Source organism: Kribbella sp. NPDC054772, from assembly GCF_053611945.1.
The window spans coordinates 284,903-305,296 of the sequence record NZ_JBSHBJ010000006.1 but is presented as its reverse complement, the minus strand read 5'-3'; the positions used below and the strand labels follow the sequence as shown (position 1 = coordinate 305,296).

The window sequence follows — 20,394 nt, the reverse complement described above, 5'->3', positions numbered from 1 at the left end:
CGTCGGTAACATCGTAGGTTCACCGCTGGAGGATGTTGATGACGATGACCGATCCGAAGTCCTCGGTCTCGGCCGACGTGATGGCGCTGGCCGGCGAGCTCGGCGCCGAGCGGTCCCAGCCGGGCTGGAGCTCGTTCTCGCTCTCCCTGAACGACGAGCAGCGGGAGATCCGCGACTGGGCCCACAGCTTCGCCGCCGATGTGATCCGTCCGGCCGCCGCGGAGTGGGACGAGCGCGAGGAGACCCCCTGGCCGGTCATCCAGGAGGCCGCCAAGATCGGCCTGTACGGTCTCGACGCCAACATCAACCTCTTCATCGACCCGTCCGGGCTGCTGATGCCGCTCGTGCACGAGGAGCTCTTCTGGGGCGACGCCGGCATCGGCATGTCACTGAAGGGCACCGGTCTGGCATCATCCGCGATCTTCTCGAACGGTACGCCGGAGCAGTGGAGCCAATGGATGCCCCGGTGCTACGGCACGCCGGACGACGTACGCGTGGCCGCGTTCTGCTCGTCTGAGCCTGGCGCTGGGTCGGACGTGTCTGCGATCCGTACTCGGGCTGTGTATGACTCGGCGACCGATGAGTGGGTCATCAACGGGCAGAAGGCTTGGGCTACGAACGGTGGGATCGCGGACATCCACGTGGTGGTCGCGACGGTCGATCCTTCTTTGGGTACCAAGGGTCAGGCCGCGTTCGTCGTACCGCGGACTGAGGTTCGCGGGTTGGAGCAGGGGACGAAGCTGCGGAAGCACGGTCTGCGGGCATCGCACACCGCGGACGTGTTCTTCGACAACGTCCGCATCCCCGCCGGCAACGTCCTCGGCGGCAAGGAAAAACTCGACGAACGCCTAGCCCGAGCCCGCGAAGCCGCCGCCGCTCGAGCTGCTGGCGGGGCGTCCGGCTCGACCACTCGCAACGCCTCGATGGCCACGTTCGAGATGACCCGGCACATCGTCGGCGCGCAGGCGATCGGCATCGCGCGCGCGGCGTACGAGTTCGCCCTCGACTACGCCAAGACCCGCGAACAGTTCGGCCGCCCGATCATCGACAACCAGGGCATCGCCTTCAAACTCGCCGACATGGCCATGGAAATCGACGCCGCCCGGCTCCTGGTCTGGCGCGCCGCCAACATGTCCGCCGCCCTGATGCGCGGCCAAACCCCCGACTACCGCAACGGCGAAGGCTCCATGGCCAAACTCAAAGCCGGCGAGGTAGCCGTCAAGGTCACCGAAGAAGCCATCCAAATCCTCGGCGGCAACGGCTACACCCGCGAGTACCCCGTAGAACGCATGCACCGAGACGCCAAAATCTACACAATCTTCGAAGGCACCTCAGAAATCCAACGCCTGGTAATCGCCCGAGCCATCTCGGGCATGCGCATCAGGTAAATAGCCCCCGCGTGCTCCGCAGGTGCTCCGGTCGCGCCGCTCCCTCCCGCACCTGCTCCGCGCGCTACCCACCCACCCCCGGCTCAGGCCGGAGCACCAGCTGCCGGCTGCCGCCGGCGCCCTGCGGGCTATCGCCAGCGAACGCTCGCTCCGCTCGCGGGCGACCGCCACGTACTACCGGCGCGCTCGGGATGGATGAACCCCGGGGGTGCGTCCCCCCAAGGCATCCGAGGAACGTGTTACCCAGGGTCAATCCGCGTGGCATGGGCCCGACACTTGGCGGGCTGATCCGGCGATCAATCGCCGGATTGCCTGCCGGGCACACGCCGGCCGGTCTTCGGCCTCATGATCAGACCCGGCCCTTTCGTACTGAACGCCTTGGTCTGCTCTGCCCTTCCGGATCCACTCGCCCCGCCGACCACCGCTTTCTCCCCACTGCTAAATCCGCATCCGTGAAGCACTCCCGTCGGCCTTCTCTGCCGGCCGTGTCCACAGATCCTTCGCAGAGGACATCGCACGGCGTCCCCGCTGTCGTCGAAATGCGGCGGCTCAACGGTCGAGGGAGTAGTCAGCGCAGCTGACGTGCCCGATCCGACCGTCCTGGGCGTCGACGACGGGTTCTGATTCCGCCCAGCTTCCTGCATCTCGCGTTGAATGGAAACCCGATCGAATTTCGCCAGGTGAGTGCGCGCGGCTCAACGCCTTTCGGAGGCGTCGGCGCGCAACACATCTCGACGACAGCCTCGCCGGCGCCGTCATTGCTTGAGTTCGGCGGCCATGAGGTCTTTCCCGACGGCCCAACAACCTGCATCACCGGCGCAGTTGATGCCGCGCAGGTCGGTCTGGTCGAAGAGCTGCCAGGTATGCCCGCCGTCGGTGGTGATGTCGCTGCCGGTGAAGCCAACGGCTACTGCGGTGTGGCTACCACTCGTCGGCACCGGGGCCATGTTGGTGCGGAATCCGTCCGGTGAACCGACTCGTGTCCATGTCGCGCCGCCATCGGCGGTCGCAGCGGCCACACTTGGACGGTTGGTGGAGGGGCTGCCGCCTCCAAGGGCCAAGCCGTGGTGGGTATCCCAGAACGCCAGTGAGGCGATGCCGAACTCCGCCGGCAGTCCGGGTATCGGGGTGCTGGCCACCGACCAGGTATGACCACGGTTGTTCGTGTGGAACACCCGCGAGTTGTCTGGTTCGGCCACGGTGCCGAACCAGGTGTCCTGAGGCCCTTTGGTGACCAGACTTGACCCGGTCGCTCGCACACCTTCGGTGGCCAGCGCCGGAGGCATTCCATTGCTGGGGGCAACTTGCCAGCTCTGTCCGGCGTCGTGAGTGTTCAGGATGCGGAATTTGCCGTTGACAGGATCGCTCACGGCGATGCCGTTGTTGTTGTCAAAGAACGCGATCCCATCGTAGAACGCGGCCGGGTCCTGGTTCTGGAACACCAGATTCCACGTTTGGCCACCGTCAGCGGTGCGATAGATCCTCGACTCATCGCCTGGACCGACCGCGACCGCGAGGGCGTTGTTTTTGTCGAACGCCTCGAGATCATGAAAAGCCAAATGCTCGGCGCCGGGAGGGGTGACGTCCTGCCAAGTGTCGCCCCCGTCGTCCGTACGGACGACGATTCCAGGACCGGAATCTTCGTCAGGGGCTTTGAAGCCACCGCAGGCCCACACAACCGCACGGTTGACGACGTCAATCCCGACCCAGCTCGGGGTGACGGTTCGCATGAGACGCCAGGACAGTGACATGGCTACTCCGATAAGTTCGGCCGGTGAGAGTCGCCGGCAGGATGTTGGATTGCTTGGCTCGGGAACAACCTGGCCGGCCGTTGAATCGTGAGCAGCAGGACTGCGAGCCTCGTGATCAGCTTTCGACGGTGTACCGAGGCCGCGCCGAGCGCCTCGATGTCGCTTCGCCGCACAACTGGGCATCGCCTGGAGACCTGATGGGTCGCTGTTGCTGGCCCTTCATCTCGGCGCTTATGTCGATGGTCTGAGTTGCGCCCGGGCGAACCGGGAACAAATAGACGGCCGACGAACAGAAGCCCGAGGTAGGGCCATCACGGAGCCACTGAAATCTGACTCAATCGGCCCGTGTGTTGCGCTGTTTGAGTACCGACGCCACCTAATCATGACGCTCCCCCCGGAGCGCGGACGGACTCGTCCGCTAATTTGAGCGTGCGCGGCGGGCTAGAGATCCGTCAATAGCGCGCTGCCGTTATCTAATACTCGTGAGTTGGGCGGCGACGCGGCCGGATGCTAACTCGGCGACCCATCAGATTTGCCCGGTTCTACCTCTGCGGCCATCGGCTCGAACGTTTGACTTTGGCCGCAGGCCGATGGGGGAGAACGGGGACCGCCGTCCATCGCGTCGAGTGAACCAGGATCCGTTCGCCGACGTATCAGTAGCAGCATGGCGAGTGTCAACGGCGATCGGGGAGGCAGCGTGGAACCAATGCGACAGGCCAAGCGGCCCGTGACTGGACTCGCCGGCCCGTACGGCCACCCGCTGCATCCGGCCGTGGTCGCGATCCCTATCGGATGCTGGACGGCCAGCCTCGTGTTCGACCTGGGATCCCGTGTCGTCACGGACGGCGCGTTCCTGGCGCGTGGTTCCAGTTGGCTGATCGCGCTCGGCGTGCTGGGGGCACTCGCGGCGGCATCGCTCGGACTCCTCGACTACTTCGCGATACCGCCTCGGACCCGGGCCTTCCGCACAGCCACGGTGCACATGTCGTTGAACCTCGGCGTCACTACGGCGTACGCCATCAGCTACGTCCTCCGGCGCGGCACCCCGCTGCACGTGGGCTGGGGGCTGATCGCATTGTCGTTGGTCAGCCTGACCGCCCTGGCGGTGTCGGGGTACCTCGGCGGCAAGCTCGCCTACCGGTACGGCGTCCGAGTCGCCGACGAAGGTACACAGCTCGAGGGGTACCGGGATTCCAGAACCATCAAAAGGGGGCAGACCTGATGGCCATTGCAGCTCTGGTGACCTGGGTGGTCACGGCAGGACTCGGATTCAGCATGCTGTACCGGTGGATCTCCAAGGGCGGCGTTCAGGCTGCCCGAAGTGGTGCGGTGCGCTCCGGCGGATTCGCGCCGGGGCTGATCTTCGGCCACTTCGCGCTGGCGGCCGCAGGCTTGGTGCTGTGGATCGTCTACACGGTCGCCGACGTCGAGGCGCTGACCTGGGTGGCGTTCGTGTTCTTGATCGCGATCGCCGTTCTGGGTGATCTGATGTTCCTGCGGTGGCGGAAAGGGCCGGCGTCGGGCACCGCTGAGTCGAGCCTGCCTCGGCCTGTCGTGTACATCCACGGTCTGTTCGCCGTGACGACGATCGTGCTGGTCCTGCTCACCGCTCTCGGCGTTGGTGAGAGTTGACGCATCAGGAACTCCGCACGGGCAACGGTGGTTCTTCCCTGCGGCTGATCGCCTTCGCAGGGAGTGTGACGAATTTCCCTAGGCGTTCCAAGGGTGCGAAGGCCAGCCAGCACACCACGGTTGGCAGGAAATGGATCCCGAGCATCGCGGTGTTCGCTGCATGGAAGCCCAGGAAGAAGAGTGCCGCGAGCAACAACCACCGTCCCTTCAGCCAGAGCACCGCCGGCGACAGCAACTCGCCGATGAAGCCGACCCATTGAAGGATGTGGAGGAGCCAGGGGTAGTCGAGCAATCTCTCGCCGACCGGGTTCGGGCGTCGGACGATCGCCCACGTCAGCACTGAACTGGTGGGCCAGGTGAACGCCCACCCCGCGCTGCGGATCTTGGCCAGTGCCGAAAGTGCGTACGTCGAGACAACGGCGAGCTGGATGCATTTCACAGCCCAACCCGCGATCTCGCTCGTCCGCAGATCGTCGTACCGAGCCTGGCCGGCAGTAGGGAGAACCCATAACGCCACGACGAGGGCGAGGTGATCGTGGTCGACCTTGCCGTCGCTCATTCCGATCAGCACCCACCACGTGAACGCCGGCGCGACCGTCCAGCCGGCCAGGCGGGGGAGCCGGTTCGTTGCCCCGACGAGGCAGGCCACGATCAGTACGACGTACAGCGTGTTGGTGAGCGGGACGCTCGGCCGGGGGAGGTCGAGGAGACGGGCCAGGAACAGCGGCTGGTACAGCTCCGGCGACCTGCCCTTCAACCTTGTGTCGTTGACGAACAGGTGGATGTCGAGGATGACGAACAGATAGAGGATGGTGCGCAACCAGGCGATCCGGGCGATCGCGACCGGCGGGAGGAACCAGCTCACTTCTGCACCTGCCAGACGGCCAGCACCTTTGAGGCCGGGCGGCCGGACACCCGGCCGTGCGCCAACGTGGTGGTATCGCGGACCAGTTCCAGCCGGACGTACTTCGGCTTGTCCGGGTGCTTGCGCGCCCAGTCGTCCGCGACGGACTGCAGGAGCGACGGGTCTCCCATGATCGCGCTGGTACGCGCCTCGATCTCGGCCCGTCGTATCCCGGCGCCGTTCGTGTCCAGCGGTACGTCGACCGTCGTGCCCGCGTCTGTACGCGCTACGACGCGGATGGAGTCGATCGAGGCGTTGCTCGGGATGGACATCGCATACTGCGACATCGGCCCGAACGGCCAGAGATCATCGGTACCGCGGACCGTGCCGTGGATCACCATCCCTAACCCTGTGACAACGACTCCCAGCCGGACAACGCGGCCCCATTTGCCCGCCCGCACCACCTCAGTGGTCATCGCCTACCCGCCCCTTCCCGGTCGCTCAACAGAGAGTTTCTCGCCGCGGGCGGGCTCACTTCTAGCGTTTCAGCCCCAGAAACCGGACAAGGGACACCATGGACTCTCCCCCCGGCAGCGCGGGCTCACGGGATCACGAGCGGAGGGAGCGTAGGCCGGTGCGGATTTCGTTGACCAGGATCTCGGGCTGCTCCAGGGCTGCGAAGTGTCCGCCTGCGGCGGCCTCGCCGTAGTGGATCAGGTTGCTGTAGGTGTCTTCGATCCAGCTTCGTGGCAGGCGTGGGATGTCCTTCGGGAAGACGGTCACTGCGACTGGGAGCGTCAGTTTCGGGCCGGCGAAGGTGGCCGATCTGTTCTCCCAGTAGATGCGGGCGGACGAGGCTGCGCTGTTGGTGAACCAGTAGAGGGATATCGCGTCGAGCATGTCGTCCATGCTGAGGGTGTCCTCGGCGAGTCCGTGGTTGTCGGTCTTGGACTGGAATTTCTCGTAGATCCAGGCTGCTTGGCCGGCGGGAGAGTCTGCGAGGGCGAACCCGACTGTCTCGGGCTTCGTGCCCTGAAGGTGGTTCGAACCGCCGAGGTCGCCAGCGTAAAGAGCGAGAGTCTGCACGGCGTCGAGCTGTTCGGGCGACAAGGAGGCGGGCGTCTGTTCCGGGAAGGCGTACTGGGTGTTGAGGTGAATTCCCAGAAGCCCTTCAGGCTGCATTGCGCCGAGGGCGGTGGTGACTACGGCGCCCCAATCGCCTCCTTGCGCGGCCCATTCGGCGTACCCGAGACGCTTCATCAGCTGCGCCCAGGCGTTCGCGATGCGTGCCACGTTCCACCCGGTCTGCTTCGGCTTTTGGGAGAATCCGAACCCGGGGAGCGACGGGACGACGACGTCGAACGAGTCACTTACGTCGCCCCCGAACGAGACCGGATCGGTCAGTGGGCCGATCAGTTTCATGAAGTCAGCGATCGAGCCCGGCCACCCGTGGGTGAGCAGCAGGGGCATTGCGCCGGGATTCTCGGATCTGACGTGGATGAAATGGATGTCCAGCCCATCGATCGTGGTGAGGAACTGCGGGAGGCTATTGAGTTCGGACTCGAAGCGCCGCCAGTCATAGCTGGACTGCCAGTAGTCCACCAGAGATCTCGCGTTAGCTGTGCGAACGCCCTGCGACCAGTCGTCCACGGTTTCGGGATCCGGCCATCGGGTCCTGGCCAGTCGCTGCTTCAAGTCGGCGATGTCGGAGTCCGGGATCGAGACGGTGAACGGGCGGACGAGAGCCGAGGTCGGCGGCGTCGATGGGGGCATTGCCTACTTCTCCTTCTCCTGCGCTTGGGAGCGGCGCACCTTTCATTGCACACTGATGTGCAATCTACTTCGTTGCACACCGGTGTGCAACACTGTGGCGATGGCCACCGAGTCTGCCCGGGCGCGCTCGATGAAGGAGACGCGCGATCGCATCCTTGACGTCTCGTTGGAGGTGCTGGGCGAGAATCCCGACGCTGGCATGGGAGACATAGCCGCGGCTGCAGGTGTTGTCCGCCGCACGGTCTACGGCCACTTCCCTACGCGTCTCGATCTCATCGGGACGCTCACGGAACGGGCCGTTGGCGAGATGACGGCCGTGCTCGCCGAAGTCGATGCATCCGGCGCGGGAGCGGACGTGGCGTGGGCTGAGTTCATCGCCCGCGTCTGGCCGGTGACGCACCGGTATCGAGTACTGCTGGCGCTGCGCCGGGGGGAGTACAGCGAGGCGATCCACGGCCTGCTCGGGCCGGTCGACGAGCTCCTTGCGCAGCTCGTGCGACGAGGACAGGACAGCCATGTGTTTGCACGGCATCTACCGGCAGACCTCTTGAGCCAGGTTGCCTATGGCGTGGTGTTCGCGATCGCGGACGGCGCCGTCGGCGCACGAGCGGCGACGATCACCAGCTTGCTGACTCTGGGAGTTCCCGAGACGCAAGCAGTCGCCCTGGCCGGTCGCCAGGATCCGACCTGACCTGCAGGACCGACCAAACGCGGCGGGTCTTGGATGCGATGGGAACTCTCGGTTCCTGAGAACGCAGGCTTGTGCGGTCGTCTCAGGTTTCCCTTGCGTTCGTTCGGCTGCCAGAGCTGCGCCACGTGCTGTGCCTAGCTTCCTCCGCAGGTTCTGACCTGCGGGGGAGTCGGCGCAACGGATCGCCGTTGTGCGGCACAGACAACCAGCGGGGATCCATCGGACTCATTGGCAGGACGACAGCGCGGTCGAACTGCTTTCCAGCGGTCGCTCGGAAGGATCAGTCAATGCGAGTAACACGTCAACGGCGTGAGAAGGTGCGCTCCAGCCTTCTCACGCGGCGGAAGGGTCGGATACCGCTCCTCGTGGTAGCCGGTTTGGCTGCCGTCGCCTCCGGCACCACCGCGTTCGCGCAGACCACGCAGTTCGGCTTCGAGCATGTTGGTCAGACCACCGATCAGGGCCAGGTCGTTTCCGACAACCAGTACATCAAGCCGATCGGTCAGCGGCTGGTTCTCCCGTACGGCAAGATCATGTCGTCCTCGGTCAGCCCGGACGGGACGCACCTCGCGGCCTCGCTCACCGACGGCGGGCAGGTGCTCGCGATCGTGGACCTGAAGAACTACAAGGTGCAGCAGTACGCCGGTAACAACGCGCAGTCGGATCTCCGGGTCAGCGGCGGCGACGTCGGCCAGGAAGGCCCGACGTACTCGCCGGACGGTGCGCAGCTCTGGCTGGGCCGGATCGACGGGTTCACGAAGTTCACCGTGAACCCGGACGGCAGTCTCGCCAACCCGACGAACATCACCATCGCGGCACAGGGCTCGAAGCATGCGCTGTCGGGCGCGCCGGTGTTCTCGGCCGACGGCAAGACCGTGTACGTCGCCGTCAACGGCCAGAACCGGGTGATCGCGCTCGACGCGGCGACCGGCGCGATCCAGCAGAGCTGGCCCGTGGGCATCGCCCCGCGCGGAATGGTCGAGGTCGGTGACAAGCTGTACGTCAGCAACGAGGGCGGCCGCCAGGCGAAGCCGATGCCCGGTAGCCTGCTCGACCAGGTCGGCGCAGTCACCGCGAGCGGCGAGAACCCGCCGAACGAGGTTGCTGTGAACCTCAAGGACCACGATCCGTCGACCAAGTGGCTGTCGAAGCAGCCGACCGGGTCGGTGACCTACCAGCTGGCCAAGCCGGCGGCGGTCGTGCACTACTCGTTGACCTCGGCGAACGACTCGCCGGGCCGCGACCCCAAGGACTTCACCCTGCAAGGGTCGAACGACGGCACCAGGTGGACCGACCTGGACAAGCGCACCGACCAGCGCTTCGACTCGCGGTACATCACGAACAGCTACACGCTCAAGAACACCACGGCGTACGGCTACTACCGGCTGAACGTCACCGCGAACTACGGTGACCCGCTCCTGCAGCTCAGCGGCTGGGACATCAGCACCACGACCACGCGGGCCGAGACCACGATGAACTCGTACGGCACCGCCGTACCGGCCGATCCGTTCACCGGTTCCTCTACCACCGGCACGGTCAGCGTCGTGGACCTGGCGAACCCGGCAGCCGCTGCCACGAGTATCGATGTGGGTCTTCACCCGACCTCTGTCTACGCCAGGAACGGTGCGGTGTTCGTCACGAACACCGCCACCAACAGTGTGTCGGTGATCGACGCGTCCAAGGACAAGGTCGTTCAGACCATCGCCACTCAGCCGTGGCCGGAGGCCTCTGTGGGCTACGAGCCCACCGCGGTGACCCTGACCGACAACGGCCGTCTGCTGGTGACGCTCGGGCGCGCCAACGCGGTCGCCGTCTACCGGTACAAGAGCCCGCTGGAGCCGGTCAGCTACATCGGCCTGCTCCCGACGGACTACTTCCCGTCGGAGATCACCACCGCGGGCGGCAACGTGGTCGTCTCCAACACCCGCGGTATCGATGCCTTGCGCAACAGCAGCAACCACTCCACGCACGATACGACCTCGAGCCTGCAGCAGTTCAAGCTGCCGGACGACGGTGTCATCAGGACCTACACGCAGCAGGTCTTCAAGCAGAACGGCTGGACGCCGAACTCGGTGCAGAAGGCAACGGGCAACGGCGCCAAGCCGGTCGCGGTACCGGTCAAGCTCGGCGACCCTTCGACGATCAAGCATGTTTTCCTGCTGGTCAAGGAGAACCGGACCTACGACCAGGTGTACGGCGACATTCCCGAAGGGAACGGTGACCCGGCGCTGACGCAGTACGGCGAGAACGTGACGCCCAACCAGCACGCGCTGGCCAGGCAGTTCGGGCTTTACGACAACACCTACGACATCGGTACGAACTCGGCCGAGGGCCACAGCTGGCTGATGCAGGCCGACGACCCGGAGTACACCGAGTCGACGGCCGGCGAGTACCAGCGAAGCTACGACTCCTACAACGACGTACTCGGCCACCAGAAGAGCGGCTTCCTCTGGACCGGCGCCGAGGCGGCGGGCAAGACCGCACGGGACTTCGGCGAGTACCAGATGCAGATGAACAACAAACCGGCTGCGGCAAGCTGGCAGAACCTGTATTGCGACACGAAGAACATGGCGGCGAACCCGAACCAGAGCACCGCGTACCCGATGTACTCGAACGTCGACATCCCGTCGCTCAACGACATCTCGGTCCACGGCTACCCGGGCGGCGACCTAAGCATCCCGGACATCTACCGGTACGAGATCTGGAAACGGGACTTCGAGAAGAACGGGCCGGCCAACCTGAACATGTTCTGGTTCCCCAACGACCACACCGGCGGTGGGCCGACCGGTCCCGCCCAGGTCGCGGACAACGACCTCGCCGTCGGCAAGGTCGTAGACGAGATCTCGCACAGCAAGTACTGGAAGGACTCCGCGATCTTCGTGGTCGAGGACGACTCCCAGGCCGGCGTGGACCACGTCGACGGCCACCGCGCCCCGATCCAGATCATCAGCCCGTACGCGCAGCACGGAACCGTCGACAGCCATTACTACTCCCAGATCACGCTGATCCGTACGATCGAGCAGATCCTCGGGATCCACCCGATGAACCAGAAGGACAGCGCAGCTACGCCGATGCGTGCGGCGTTCACCGACAAACCCGACTACATGCCGTTCACCGTGCTGCCCAACCGGACCCCGCTGACCCAGGGGCTGTCGACACTGCCGACCTGCGGCGCGGACACCCCGGCAGCGCAGGATCCGAACGCCGCGCCCGCGCCGACGGGCAAGGTTGCCGCGCCCAACCAAGCGGTCGCCGCGCAATGGGAGGCGTGGAAAGCGAAGCAGCCCTTCACGGGAGACAACGCCAAGGTCGACTCCGTCCACCCCGAGCAGATGAACCGCTTCTCCTGGTACGAGGCGCACGGCTTCGCCAAACCCTACCCAGGTGACACCAAGATCTACGCGCCGGACGACGTACCAGGCGCCTACATCCCAGGCGCCGACAGCGACGGCTGACCCACCCGACCAAACACACCAGGACGGCCCGCCACCCCGGCGGGCCGTCCGGCCGGCCGCCACAGTCTCTGCTCAGCAGGGCCCCACAATGGCGTCCGAGTGCGAACACGCACCTTGATCATCGCGGAGCGCCAGTCGAGTCGTCATCCGCGCGGCGTCGTGCGAGGCGCTGACGTAGGCCGGTGGCACGAAGTGCACGGTGGTCGAGGGCCATACGAACCGTGGCCTCGGATCCGGAGATGCGGACCTGGTCCTGGGCGCGGGTGACGGCGGTGTAGAAGAGTTCGCGGGTGAGCAGTCGAGAGTCTTCGCCGGGCAGCAGCACCGTCACTTCGGCGGCCTGGCTGCCTTGGGCTTTGTGGATCGTCATCGCGTGCATGGTGTCGACGTTGCCGAGGCGACCGGGGGAGAAGTCGAGGCGGCCGCGAGTACTGTCGATGTAGACGCGCAGGGAGCCGTCCGGTCGTCGCACGGTGACGCCTAACTCGCCGTTGTAAATGCCGAGGCCGTAGTCGTTGGCGGTGACCAGGATTGGCCGGCCGACATACCAGTTGTCCCAGAGCGGGTCTTCAGTCTCCTCGGTGATCCAGCGCTCGATGGTCCGGTTCCAGTGGGTGACGCCCCAGGGGCCGTCGCGGTGGGCGCAGAGCAGGCGGTGGCGTTGGAGTGCGGCCAAGGCGGCATCGGCGTCGCCGGCGTCGGCAGCTTCCCGGATCGCGAGTGCGTCAGGGAGCAGCGCGGATCGCAGTACCTCTCGCGGGTCTTCGTCCTCGATGAACGTGACCCGTTCGCCACCGCCGCGGAGTACGGCGAGGACATCGTCCGGGCGATTCTCATGGACTGCGAGCGCCAGGTCGCCGATCTCGCTGCCGAACCGGTGGGATGTGCGCAGCTCGGCTGCCTGCGTGTGTCCGCCGGCGACCAGTCCTTCGACCAGGTCTGCAAGGACGGCACCGGCTTCGATAGAGGCGAGCTGGTCGGGATCGCCCACAAGGATCAGCCGGGCGTCGGGCCTTACGGCCTCCAACAGGCGGGCCATCATCGTCAGCGAAACCATGGAGGTTTCGTCGACGACAACGATGTCGTGCGGTAGCCGGTTGTCGCGGTTGTGGCGGAACCGGGTCGACGAGTCCGGGCGCCGGCCGAGCAGCATGTGCAGGGTACGCGCGTGGAAGTCGCCCAGCCGTGCAGTGTCCACGTCGGAGAGGCGATTGCGTATCTCGCCGCGGACCGCTTCCTCCAGCCGAGCTGCGGCCTTGCCGGTCGGTGCGGTCAGCGCGATCCACGGCTGGCGTTGGCCGGCCTTCTCCGCCTGCTCGGCGAGCAATGCCAGGAGGGCTGCCACGGTGGTGGTCTTGCCGGTGCCCGGACCGCCGGTGAGTACGGTCGTCCATTGCCTCGCGGCGGTCTCCGCTGCGATCCGTTGCTCGTCGTACGACGTACCGGGGAAGAGCCGGCTGAGTCCTGCCTGCAGTGCATCCTCGTCTGCGATCGCCGGCGCCGGTTGGGCGGATCGGCGGCGCAGATCCTGTTCGACCTGTTCTTCCTCTCGCCAGTACCGATCGAAGTAGAGGAGAGTGCCTTCGAGCCGAAGCGGCTGCGGTGCGGCGAGCAGTGAGCTGGCTGCGACGGCCGCCAGCCACTGGTCGGGGTCGGGCCAGTCCAGGTCGGCGCCGTCCGGGCCGACCTCCTCACGGATCTCGGTGAGGTCGAGACAGACGGAGCCCGCGCGCACTGCCCGGACGACCAGCGCGCACGCGAGGGCGACCGATTCGTCCGTTTCGCCCAGCATCGACGTCAGCCGAGTCGCGACGTGGACGTCGGCAGCGACCAGCACTCCGGCCTGGTTGAAGTCGCGCAACCTCCCGGCAGCGGTGAGCGCCAGCGAGACGTCGAACTCGTCGACGGTCGTCGTCACAAGGTCCTCCCGTCGAGCAGGTCTGACAGCTCGATGACCAGGGCGGGCGGCACTGGCCAGCTGAAAACGCCGGCCGGGTGGTCGTCCTGGACCGGAGTGTCCGGGCCGCACATTCCTCGTAGGTAAAGGTAGATGACCCCACCGAGATGGAGGTTGGGGTCGTACGCCGGCAGTCGCCACCGCAGGTACCGGTGCACGACGACCGAGTACAGCAAGGCCTGCAGGGGATAGTCGGAGTGCAGCATTGCGGCTGCGAGCTGCTCGCGTCCGTAGTCCGCTGAGGTGGCCGGCTGCTCGGGGTCGCCGAGTCGGTTGGTCTTGTAGTCGACCACGACGAAGCGGTGGCTGTCGCCGTGCGGGATCCGCAGTACGACGTCGATCGAGCCGGAGAGGTAGCCGCGCAGGCTCTGTCGGCCGAGCAGGGGTTGTTCGAGGCGATCGGCGTACGCGACGAGCGGGTCGGCCGCCGGAAGGTGACGGCGCAGCAGCGGCGCGACATCGGCCAGGCGTACGTCGGCGCCGACGGCCAGATCGCCCCCGGCGAGTGGAATCTCGAACTCCAGCTCCCGGAGCCGGTCGCTCAGGCCGAGGGCACCGAGGGTCAGTCCGGGTGCCAGCGGTCCGAGTGGCGTGGTGTGCAAGGGCAGCAAGGCTTCCGCCAGGACGTCCGGCGCCGCCTCGACCCGCCACATGTGCAGTTGTTCACGGACCCATCGGGCCAGCTCGGCGTGGAGATCAGGTGCCTGCGGGTCGGCGTTCTCGAGCACAGCGTGCACCAGCGAACCGAAGGTTGCCCCGACCGGAAGCCCTTCCATCGGAGACGGCAGCGCCTCGCCAGGTACGACGCCCGGCGCAGGCAGAGAGTCGATCGTCTCGTCCTCCAGCCCGCCGTCCTCGTGCTCGCTGGCCACGCCGCTGACCTGCTGCTCGGCGGCGCGGATCAGCCCTGAGTACGACGTACGACGCCAGGCAAGATCGACCTCGCGGGAGAACGACGCGACTGTTAGCCCGCGCGGCAGCTCCGCCGCCACGGGCTCGAGACGCTCGCCGATCACTGACTCCTCCACGACTGGTCCACCGGCCTGCTGCCAGCGCCGAAGCCAGACGAGCACGTCGTCATCCGAGGTCGCCCGCGGCAAGCTCTCGGGGACTACTGGATCGCCCTGTTTGCGACCACGCATCAGCCGCGAGAGGCCGCCGTTGATCTCATCCCACGAAGGCGCCCACCAGGCGATCACCTGGGACTGCGCACGGGTCAGCGCGACGTACGTGAGCCGGATGTCGTCACCGGCGACCTCGGTCCGCCAGCGCTGCTCGTTGGCCTTGTAGCCGCTGTGCTTCCGACCACCGATGTCGAGACTTCGTACGCCGTTCTCGTGGAACAGCAGGAGTTCCTCGTCGTCGAAGATATGGCGGTTGAAGCCGAACGGGAGGTAGACGACGGGGTACTGCAGGCCTTTGCTCACCCAGACAGTCATGATCTGGACGGCCGCGGCGTCGCTGTCGAGCCGCCGCGTGCGTTCGGTCGTTTGTCCCTTGCCCCCGCGCTCGGCACGCAACCAGTCGAGCAACGCGGGCAGGCCGAACCGCTCGCGATGTGCGGTCTCGTGCAGAAGTTCGGCGAGGTGCGCGAGGTCGGTCATGTCCCGCTCGCCGGCCCGCCAGGCCAGCACCCGCTCTGACATCCCGCTGAGTTGCGCGGCCTCGAACACAGCAGCGACTCCGCGCGTCCGCAAGTGGTCGGTCCAGGCGCGCAGCGTGTGGCCGATCCGGTCCGTGAGCTCGTCACCACCGGCGTGCAGGCTCTCCGCGGTCTCACCGAAGAACATGGTGGTCGCCGCGGCACGGACCAGACCGGAGCGGTGCGGTTGCTCGAACGCCTCGAGGAGACACAACCAGTCCTTGGCGGCCTGCGAGGCGAAGATGTCGAGGTCGCCGGAGTAGACCGCGGGGATCCCGGCGGCGGCGAGTGCCTCGCGACAGGCCCGGGCGTCCTTGTGTGCCTCGACGATCACGGCAATGTCACCCGCGCGCAAGGGGCGATCCTCGTACGTCGCTCGGGCTGACAGCAACCGACCGATATCCGCGGCCAGGTCGCGGGCGATGTGGTCGCGCAGGTCGTCCATCGGGATGCTCTTGCGGGCGGCCGAGCCGAACTGTTCCCGACGGGCAACCCGCAGCCGGAACGGCGCGTCGGACGGCGCACCGGCGAGCCGGCGGCCCTGGTGATGCGCGGCGATCTTGTGGACGATGATGTCGTCGTGGCCGAGCCGGGCATCGCCCAGCACGACCTGGAGGCAGTCAACGAGCGGTTGGTCGCTGCGCCAGTTGATGTCGAGGGTGCGGCGCTCACCAGCAGTTCCAGCGGCCGTGAGGTACGTCGCGATGTCACCGCCGCGGAAGGCGTAGATGGCCTGTTTCGGATCACCGATCAGCACCAGCGTGCTGTGCCCGTTGAACGCGGCGTCGACCACCTTCCACTGCACCGGATCGGTGTCCTGGAACTCGTCGACCATGACCACCGACCAGCGGCGTTGCATTCGCTGACGCGCGGGCGCTGCGGGGTCCTTCAGCGCATCGGCAAGCCGCGTCAGCAGGTCGTCGTACCCGAGGATGCCGAGGCGGCGTTTACGGTGCTCCATCTCGGTCAGAACGGCTCGCGCGAAGTCGACGCGGACGCTCTCGGGTGAGCCGACGGCGGGCGTCACGGGTACCAGCCGGGTATGCGGGTTGCCGACGACCTTGGTGGCGATCTCGAGAGCGACGGCTCGGGTGATCGGCGGTGGCTGCGCGGAGCTGCCGAATTTCGCCAGGTACAGGTCGTCGACAACCTCGGCGACGAGCGGTCCGAGGTCGTCGACGAGGGTGACGCCGGCGTCGGTGTCACCGGCGACGCCGAGTGAGCGCAGGACGAGCTGGCAGAACTGGTGGGTCGTCGCGATGGTCGCGGCGTCGAAGTTGGCGAGCGCGTCGCGGAGCCTGCTTCGGCGTTCGGCAACCTCTTCCGCGTTGCCGCGCGCGAGGTAGCCGAGCAGACCGCTGTCACCGGCGAATCGTTCCGGGGCAGCCGTGGCCCGTTCGGCCTCCAGCAGTTGAGTGCGCACCCGGTCCCGGAGTTCCTGGCTCGCTGCCCGGCCGAAGGTGATCAGCAGCATCTCGTCGAGCCGGGCGACGCCTTCTGCGACGTACCGGGTGACCAATCCGGCGAGCGCGTAGGTCTTTCCGGTGCCGGCACTGGCTTCCAGCACGGTGGTGCCTGTGGGCAGTGGACCGAGCAGATCGAACGACTCGATCATGGCGCCCCCTGCTCGAAGCGCAGCATCGGTCCCCAGAGCCGGGCAGCGTAGGCCCCGAGCCGGGTCGACTCGCCTGGCTGCTCTTCACCTGGGCGCGTCGGTTGCAGCAACACGTTCAGCAACGTGTTGGTGCCCCAGACGCGGACATGCGCAGGATCGGCGTTCTCGCCGTCGTAGCTCGACGGACGCCACCGGCGCCCTGCTGCGATCGCGGGGTCATCGTGGGTCCGGCGCGCCTGGTACCAGGCGTACGACGTCTTGAGCGGCAACGGCAACGGTTCCCGGCGGCCCGCGTCGTAGATCGCGACCAGATCAGCGAGCAGCGCACCCGCCTCCGCACCGACCGGGCCGAAGAGCCGGACCGCGGGGGCGTGGCCACGTGCGGCTCGGCCGATGACGATGCTTGTCCAGTTGTGGTCCTCGTCGTTGGCGGACAGCGCGAGCAGCTGCACCCACGCGCTCAGCAACTGCTTGGCATCGAGACGCGAGTAGGTGACCGACACCAGCCGGTACGCGTACAGGCCGGGGACGGTGCCGGTGAGGCGGCGGCCGTTGCCGAGGTCAACATCCACGTCGAACGCCCGCGGGGTGCCCTGGCGATGCGGATGGGCGCCGACCGCGAGCCCGCGCGCGGCGTCACGGATCTCGGTCGCCGTCCGCCAGCCGAGTCGGCCGGGCGGCAGCGTTCCACGCCGCCACTCGGCGTTGAGCGCGACGTCGGGGTGGATGCCGGCCAGCATGTCGCGCAGCATCCGGTCGCCGACGGACCATTTCTCCAGGTTGTCGATCTCCACCGGCATCGCGTCCGCCACCTCGTCGACTTCCCAGGGCAAGGTCAGATCCAGCGCGCGGAAGAATCCTTTCACCGGATCACGGAGGAAGGCCAGCAGGTCCGCGAGTGCCACGTCGTCGCCCGCGGCCAAGGACAGCGGACCGGACAGGAACTCCGGCCGCGGCGGTCGGGATCCCGCCACGGCTCGCCCGGCGACCAGCGCGATCGGGTCGAACGTGAAGGGACCCGGCCGGCCGAGCCGACCCGGCTCCAGGTTCTTGTCGTCGAAGGGCTGCAGTGGATGCCTGATCAGGACCGAGTCCCGAACGTTCGACTCGGTGCAGCCGTCGAGAGCGTCGAGCAACTCGCCCAGCGGCACAGCAGGCGGCCGCGGCTGACCGGAATACTCGTTCGAACCCGTGTAGGTGATCACCAGAGACTCACCGGCGGCGAGGATCGCATCGAGCATGAGCTGGCGGTCCTCGCTGCGAACGTCGCGTTCGCCGGTGACGGGGCACCTTGCCAGTACGTCGTCGCCGTCCGCGAGACCGAAGCGCGGGAAGACGCCGTCGTCGAGACCCAGCAGGCAGACCACCCGGTGTGGGACCGACCGCATCGGCACCATCGTGCAGACGGTCAACGTGCCGGTACGGAAGTTGGCGCGGGTCGGTCGGCCGGTCAGATGAGCGGACATCAACGCCCGGACGTCGGGCAGCCTGAGCGCCGTACCGGCGAGGCTGCCGGCATCGGCGGCAACGCTCGCGAACTCGCGCTGGACCTGGCCGCTCTGCCAGGTGTCGTCGGGGCCGACCCGGGTCAGCTGCTCAATGCCGGCGCGGAGTGTGTCGAGCCAGTCGGCGAGTGGCCGGGCGCCGTCCAGACGATTCGCGATCACCTGCAGGCGATCCACGTACTCCGCAAATCGGCCGGCGAGATCGATCCGGGTGCTGCCTACGTCGTCCAGTGGAAGCGCAGTGTCGATCCAGGCATGCGCATCGGCAGACATCGTCACGCCACTGACCACCCGGTCGACGCCGAAACGCCAGGTGTTCTGCGGGTAGTCGGCCAGGCCGAACTGCTGCCGGTCGGTGCGGTCGAACGCCCACCGGACGCCCGAGTCGCGGACCCAGGCGGTGATGGTGGCGAGGTCGTCATCGGTGAACCGGAACCGGAGACGGACCGGGTCGGCCTGGGCGAGGTCGAGCACCTGGTTGGCGGTGGCCCTGCTCCCTGCGATATCGAGCAACTGGGAGGCGATCCCGAGCAGCGGATTCGTCTGCGTCAACGACCGGTCCGCCAGCTGCACCCGGAGTCGGTGCGCGGGATGACTGGACCCGCCGAGGTCACCAAGCCCGAATCGAGCCGTGATCAGCGGTGCGTAGGTCTCGATGTCGGGACACATGACGAGAATGTCGCGGGGCTCAAGCGTCGGATCGGCCTGGAGCATCCCCAACAGGACGTCACGTAGTACGTCGACCTGCCGGGCAGCGCCGTGACACGCGTGCACCTGGACGCTCCGATCGTCCGCCGCCAAGCTCCGGCCGGCGGGGGAGACGGTGTTGTCGCGCAGATCCTGCTGCAGCCAACCCAGCAAAGTGTCCGGTGCCGGTGGCGGCGCGGAGTGCTCGTCGACAGGCGACGTCGTCGCGAGCGTCAACTGCAGCTCGCGGCTGTCTCGTCCGAGTGTGGCCAGCAGTGGCTGGTCAGCCTCCTGATGACTCTTGTCGAGCGATCGATCACCTGTCGTGATCCCGGCGAGCTTGAGGCGTTCCCACAGCGCGCCGCTGGGATGCGGCAGCCACAGGTGTACGTCGCGATTCTCGGCCAGCGCGGAGAGCAGTTCGACCTCCGTAACCGGGAGCCGGGTGTGCCCGAACAGCGACAGACGTTCTGGAAGGTCGAACGACTTCGGCCGATCGCGGAGCTCGGTGAGCGTCTCCGTGTGCCGCACGGTCGGTGGTGGCGCATCGATTCGGTCGGCCATTCGTCGCCAGAGCTCGGGCTGCCACGCGAGGTCGTCGTCGACTGCTGCTCCGCGTCCGTCGGTGTTGCGTCCTTCGGTCCAGTCGGCGAGCAGCGTCGGCCGCTGAACGGCGTACGCAGCGAAGAGCCGTGCCAGCCGTGCCGCGACCGCATACCGCCGGCCGTGGCGCAGCTCGGCCTCGGTCCCCGTCTCGAAATGGCCGAGGTGCCGCGCCACCGGCTCGCACCACACCTCGTCAAGGGACTCATCCAGTACGGCGAGCAGAGGCCAAGCCATGGCCTCAGCCGCCCACGGGTCGTCGTCGCCGAGTCCCAGCACCGCGGACACCAGCGACCGCGGCGAGATGAAACGGACCCCAGCGCACACCCCGTCACCACCTGCCGGTGCGGCACCCAGCCGATGCGCGAGCCGCTGCGACAGCCAACGCTCCACGCCCCGAGCTGGGACAACGACGAGTTCTTCGGCGAACGGATCGGCCAGCGGCTCTGCGAGCAGCTCACCCAGTCCGCGCGCGAGCACGTCCGTGCGCTCCGAGCGGTGCAGGTAAAGGGCCATCGTGGCAGCATCCCACGCCCCACCGACGCATCGTGGGACGCACTCAGAGAGCACGCCCCGACTAGCCCGCCAGCGAAGTCGCGTGCCTCCAGCGGCCATGCCGTCGGGTAGGGAGCATCGGCCCGGATGCGCCTACACGGTGGGAGTCACCACCAACGCGGCACACAGCTGCCGCCCGGGTCGCCGATACCGCGCGTCGTGTGCGCTGAGCCCGAGTCCTGCTGTACGGCGCTGGCGCGGATCGTTTGATCAGCTTCGAGCAACCCGGGGCAATGTTCGGGGGTGTCGCCGAGCCTCGGTGTTCCGTGGCAGTTCCGTGGCACGTTGGCAATCAA

At 67.0% G+C, this 20,394-nt stretch carries 12 protein-coding genes; 5 read left to right on the top strand and 7 right to left on the bottom strand.

All coding sequences use genetic code 11. The annotated features are described in order from the left end of the window. The first annotated feature begins 38 nt into the window (after nucleotides 1-38). Nucleotides 39-1,388, top strand: a complete 1,350-nt coding sequence (locus ACWGID_RS13585) for an acyl-CoA dehydrogenase family protein (RefSeq protein ID WP_452196756.1) — start codon at nucleotides 39-41, stop codon at nucleotides 1,386-1,388. A gap of 755 nt (nucleotides 1,389-2,143) precedes the next feature. Here the strand turns inward: ACWGID_RS13585 and ACWGID_RS13580 are convergent. Further along, a complete protein-coding gene (locus ACWGID_RS13580; RefSeq protein WP_452196755.1) occupies nucleotides 2,144-3,118 on the bottom strand; it encodes a WD40/YVTN/BNR-like repeat-containing protein in 975 nt (324 codons plus the stop codon). A 727-nt stretch (nucleotides 3,119-3,845) separates the two neighbouring features. Between ACWGID_RS13580 and ACWGID_RS13575 the strand changes: the two genes are divergently transcribed. Both ACWGID_RS13575 and ACWGID_RS13570 read left to right on the top strand, forming a co-directional pair. Next, nucleotides 3,846-4,361, top strand: a complete 516-nt coding sequence (locus ACWGID_RS13575; RefSeq protein WP_452196794.1) for a DUF2231 domain-containing protein — start codon at nucleotides 3,846-3,848, stop codon at nucleotides 4,359-4,361. Next, entirely contained in the window at nucleotides 4,361-4,771 is a 411-nt protein-coding gene (locus ACWGID_RS13570; protein ID WP_452196754.1) for a hypothetical protein, read from the top strand. The genes ACWGID_RS13575 and ACWGID_RS13570 overlap by 1 nt, the downstream gene beginning before the upstream one ends. Before the next feature lie 4 nt (nucleotides 4,772-4,775). Here ACWGID_RS13570 and ACWGID_RS13565 read toward each other — a convergent pair whose 3' ends face one another. From ACWGID_RS13565 to ACWGID_RS13555, 3 genes are all read right to left on the bottom strand, one after another. Then, a complete protein-coding gene (locus ACWGID_RS13565) occupies nucleotides 4,776-5,636 on the bottom strand; it encodes a hypothetical protein (RefSeq protein WP_452196753.1) in 861 nt (286 codons plus the stop codon). Further along, a complete protein-coding gene (locus ACWGID_RS13560) occupies nucleotides 5,633-6,091 on the bottom strand; it encodes a hypothetical protein (RefSeq protein WP_452196752.1) in 459 nt (152 codons plus the stop codon). Before ACWGID_RS13560 ends, ACWGID_RS13565 begins: the two co-directional genes overlap by 4 nt. A gap of 133 nt (nucleotides 6,092-6,224) precedes the next feature. Continuing rightward, nucleotides 6,225-7,388, bottom strand: a complete 1,164-nt coding sequence (locus ACWGID_RS13555) for an epoxide hydrolase family protein (protein WP_452196751.1) — start codon at nucleotides 7,386-7,388, stop codon at nucleotides 6,225-6,227. Between the two features lie 100 nt (nucleotides 7,389-7,488). Here ACWGID_RS13555 and ACWGID_RS13550 point away from each other — a divergent pair, with 100 nt between their 5' ends. Beyond that, nucleotides 7,489-8,079: a TetR/AcrR family transcriptional regulator gene (locus ACWGID_RS13550; protein WP_452196750.1), complete on the top strand. Its 591-nt coding sequence runs from the start codon at nucleotides 7,489-7,491 to the stop codon at nucleotides 8,077-8,079. A 377-nt stretch (nucleotides 8,080-8,456) separates the two neighbouring features. Continuing rightward, complete coding sequence (locus ACWGID_RS13545) at nucleotides 8,457-11,534, top strand: alkaline phosphatase family protein (protein ID WP_452196749.1); 3,078 nt, start codon at nucleotides 8,457-8,459, stop codon at nucleotides 11,532-11,534. A 118-nt stretch (nucleotides 11,535-11,652) separates the two neighbouring features. Here the strand turns inward: ACWGID_RS13545 and recD are convergent, their stop codons facing one another. Genes recD through recC form a run of 3 tightly spaced genes read right to left on the bottom strand, consistent with a single transcriptional unit; the run spans nucleotide 11,653 to nucleotide 20,059 of the window. Beyond that, complete coding sequence (recD, locus tag ACWGID_RS13540) at nucleotides 11,653-13,452, bottom strand: exodeoxyribonuclease V subunit alpha (RefSeq protein WP_452196747.1); 1,800 nt, start codon at nucleotides 13,450-13,452, stop codon at nucleotides 11,653-11,655. After that, nucleotides 13,449-16,748, bottom strand: coding sequence for a UvrD-helicase domain-containing protein (locus ACWGID_RS13535; protein WP_452196746.1), 3,300 nt, complete (start codon nucleotides 16,746-16,748; stop codon nucleotides 13,449-13,451). Before ACWGID_RS13535 ends, recD begins: the two co-directional genes overlap by 4 nt. Continuing rightward, the gene (recC, locus tag ACWGID_RS13530) at nucleotides 16,745-20,059 is read right to left on the bottom strand and encodes an exodeoxyribonuclease V subunit gamma (protein ID WP_452196745.1); all 3,315 of its coding nucleotides are present in this window, start codon (nucleotides 20,057-20,059) and stop codon (nucleotides 16,745-16,747) included. The genes ACWGID_RS13535 and recC overlap by 4 nt, the downstream gene beginning before the upstream one ends. Between the last annotated feature and the right edge of the window lie 335 nt (nucleotides 20,060-20,394).

What these genes read in the sequence shown, in the direction of transcription:
- ACWGID_RS13555 (WP_452196751.1), bottom strand. Translation starts at nt 7,388, where the DNA reads ATGCCCCCATCGACGCCGCCGACCTCGGCTCTCGTCCGCCCGTTCACC.
- ACWGID_RS13570 (WP_452196754.1), top strand. Translation starts at nt 4,361, where the DNA reads ATGGCCATTGCAGCTCTGGTGACCTGGGTGGTCACGGCAGGACTCGGA.
- ACWGID_RS13560 (WP_452196752.1), bottom strand. Translation starts at nt 6,091, where the DNA reads ATGACCACTGAGGTGGTGCGGGCGGGCAAATGGGGCCGCGTTGTCCGG.
- ACWGID_RS13575 (WP_452196794.1), top strand. Translation starts at nt 3,846, where the DNA reads ATGCGACAGGCCAAGCGGCCCGTGACTGGACTCGCCGGCCCGTACGGC.
- ACWGID_RS13585 (WP_452196756.1), top strand. Translation starts at nt 39, where the DNA reads ATGACGATGACCGATCCGAAGTCCTCGGTCTCGGCCGACGTGATGGCG.
- ACWGID_RS13580 (WP_452196755.1), bottom strand. Translation starts at nt 3,118, where the DNA reads ATGCGAACCGTCACCCCGAGCTGGGTCGGGATTGACGTCGTCAACCGT.
- ACWGID_RS13550 (WP_452196750.1), top strand. Translation starts at nt 7,489, where the DNA reads ATGGCCACCGAGTCTGCCCGGGCGCGCTCGATGAAGGAGACGCGCGAT.
- recC (WP_452196745.1), bottom strand. Translation starts at nt 20,059, where the DNA reads ATGGCCCTTTACCTGCACCGCTCGGAGCGCACGGACGTGCTCGCGCGC.
- ACWGID_RS13535 (WP_452196746.1), bottom strand. Translation starts at nt 16,748, where the DNA reads ATGATCGAGTCGTTCGATCTGCTCGGTCCACTGCCCACAGGCACCACC.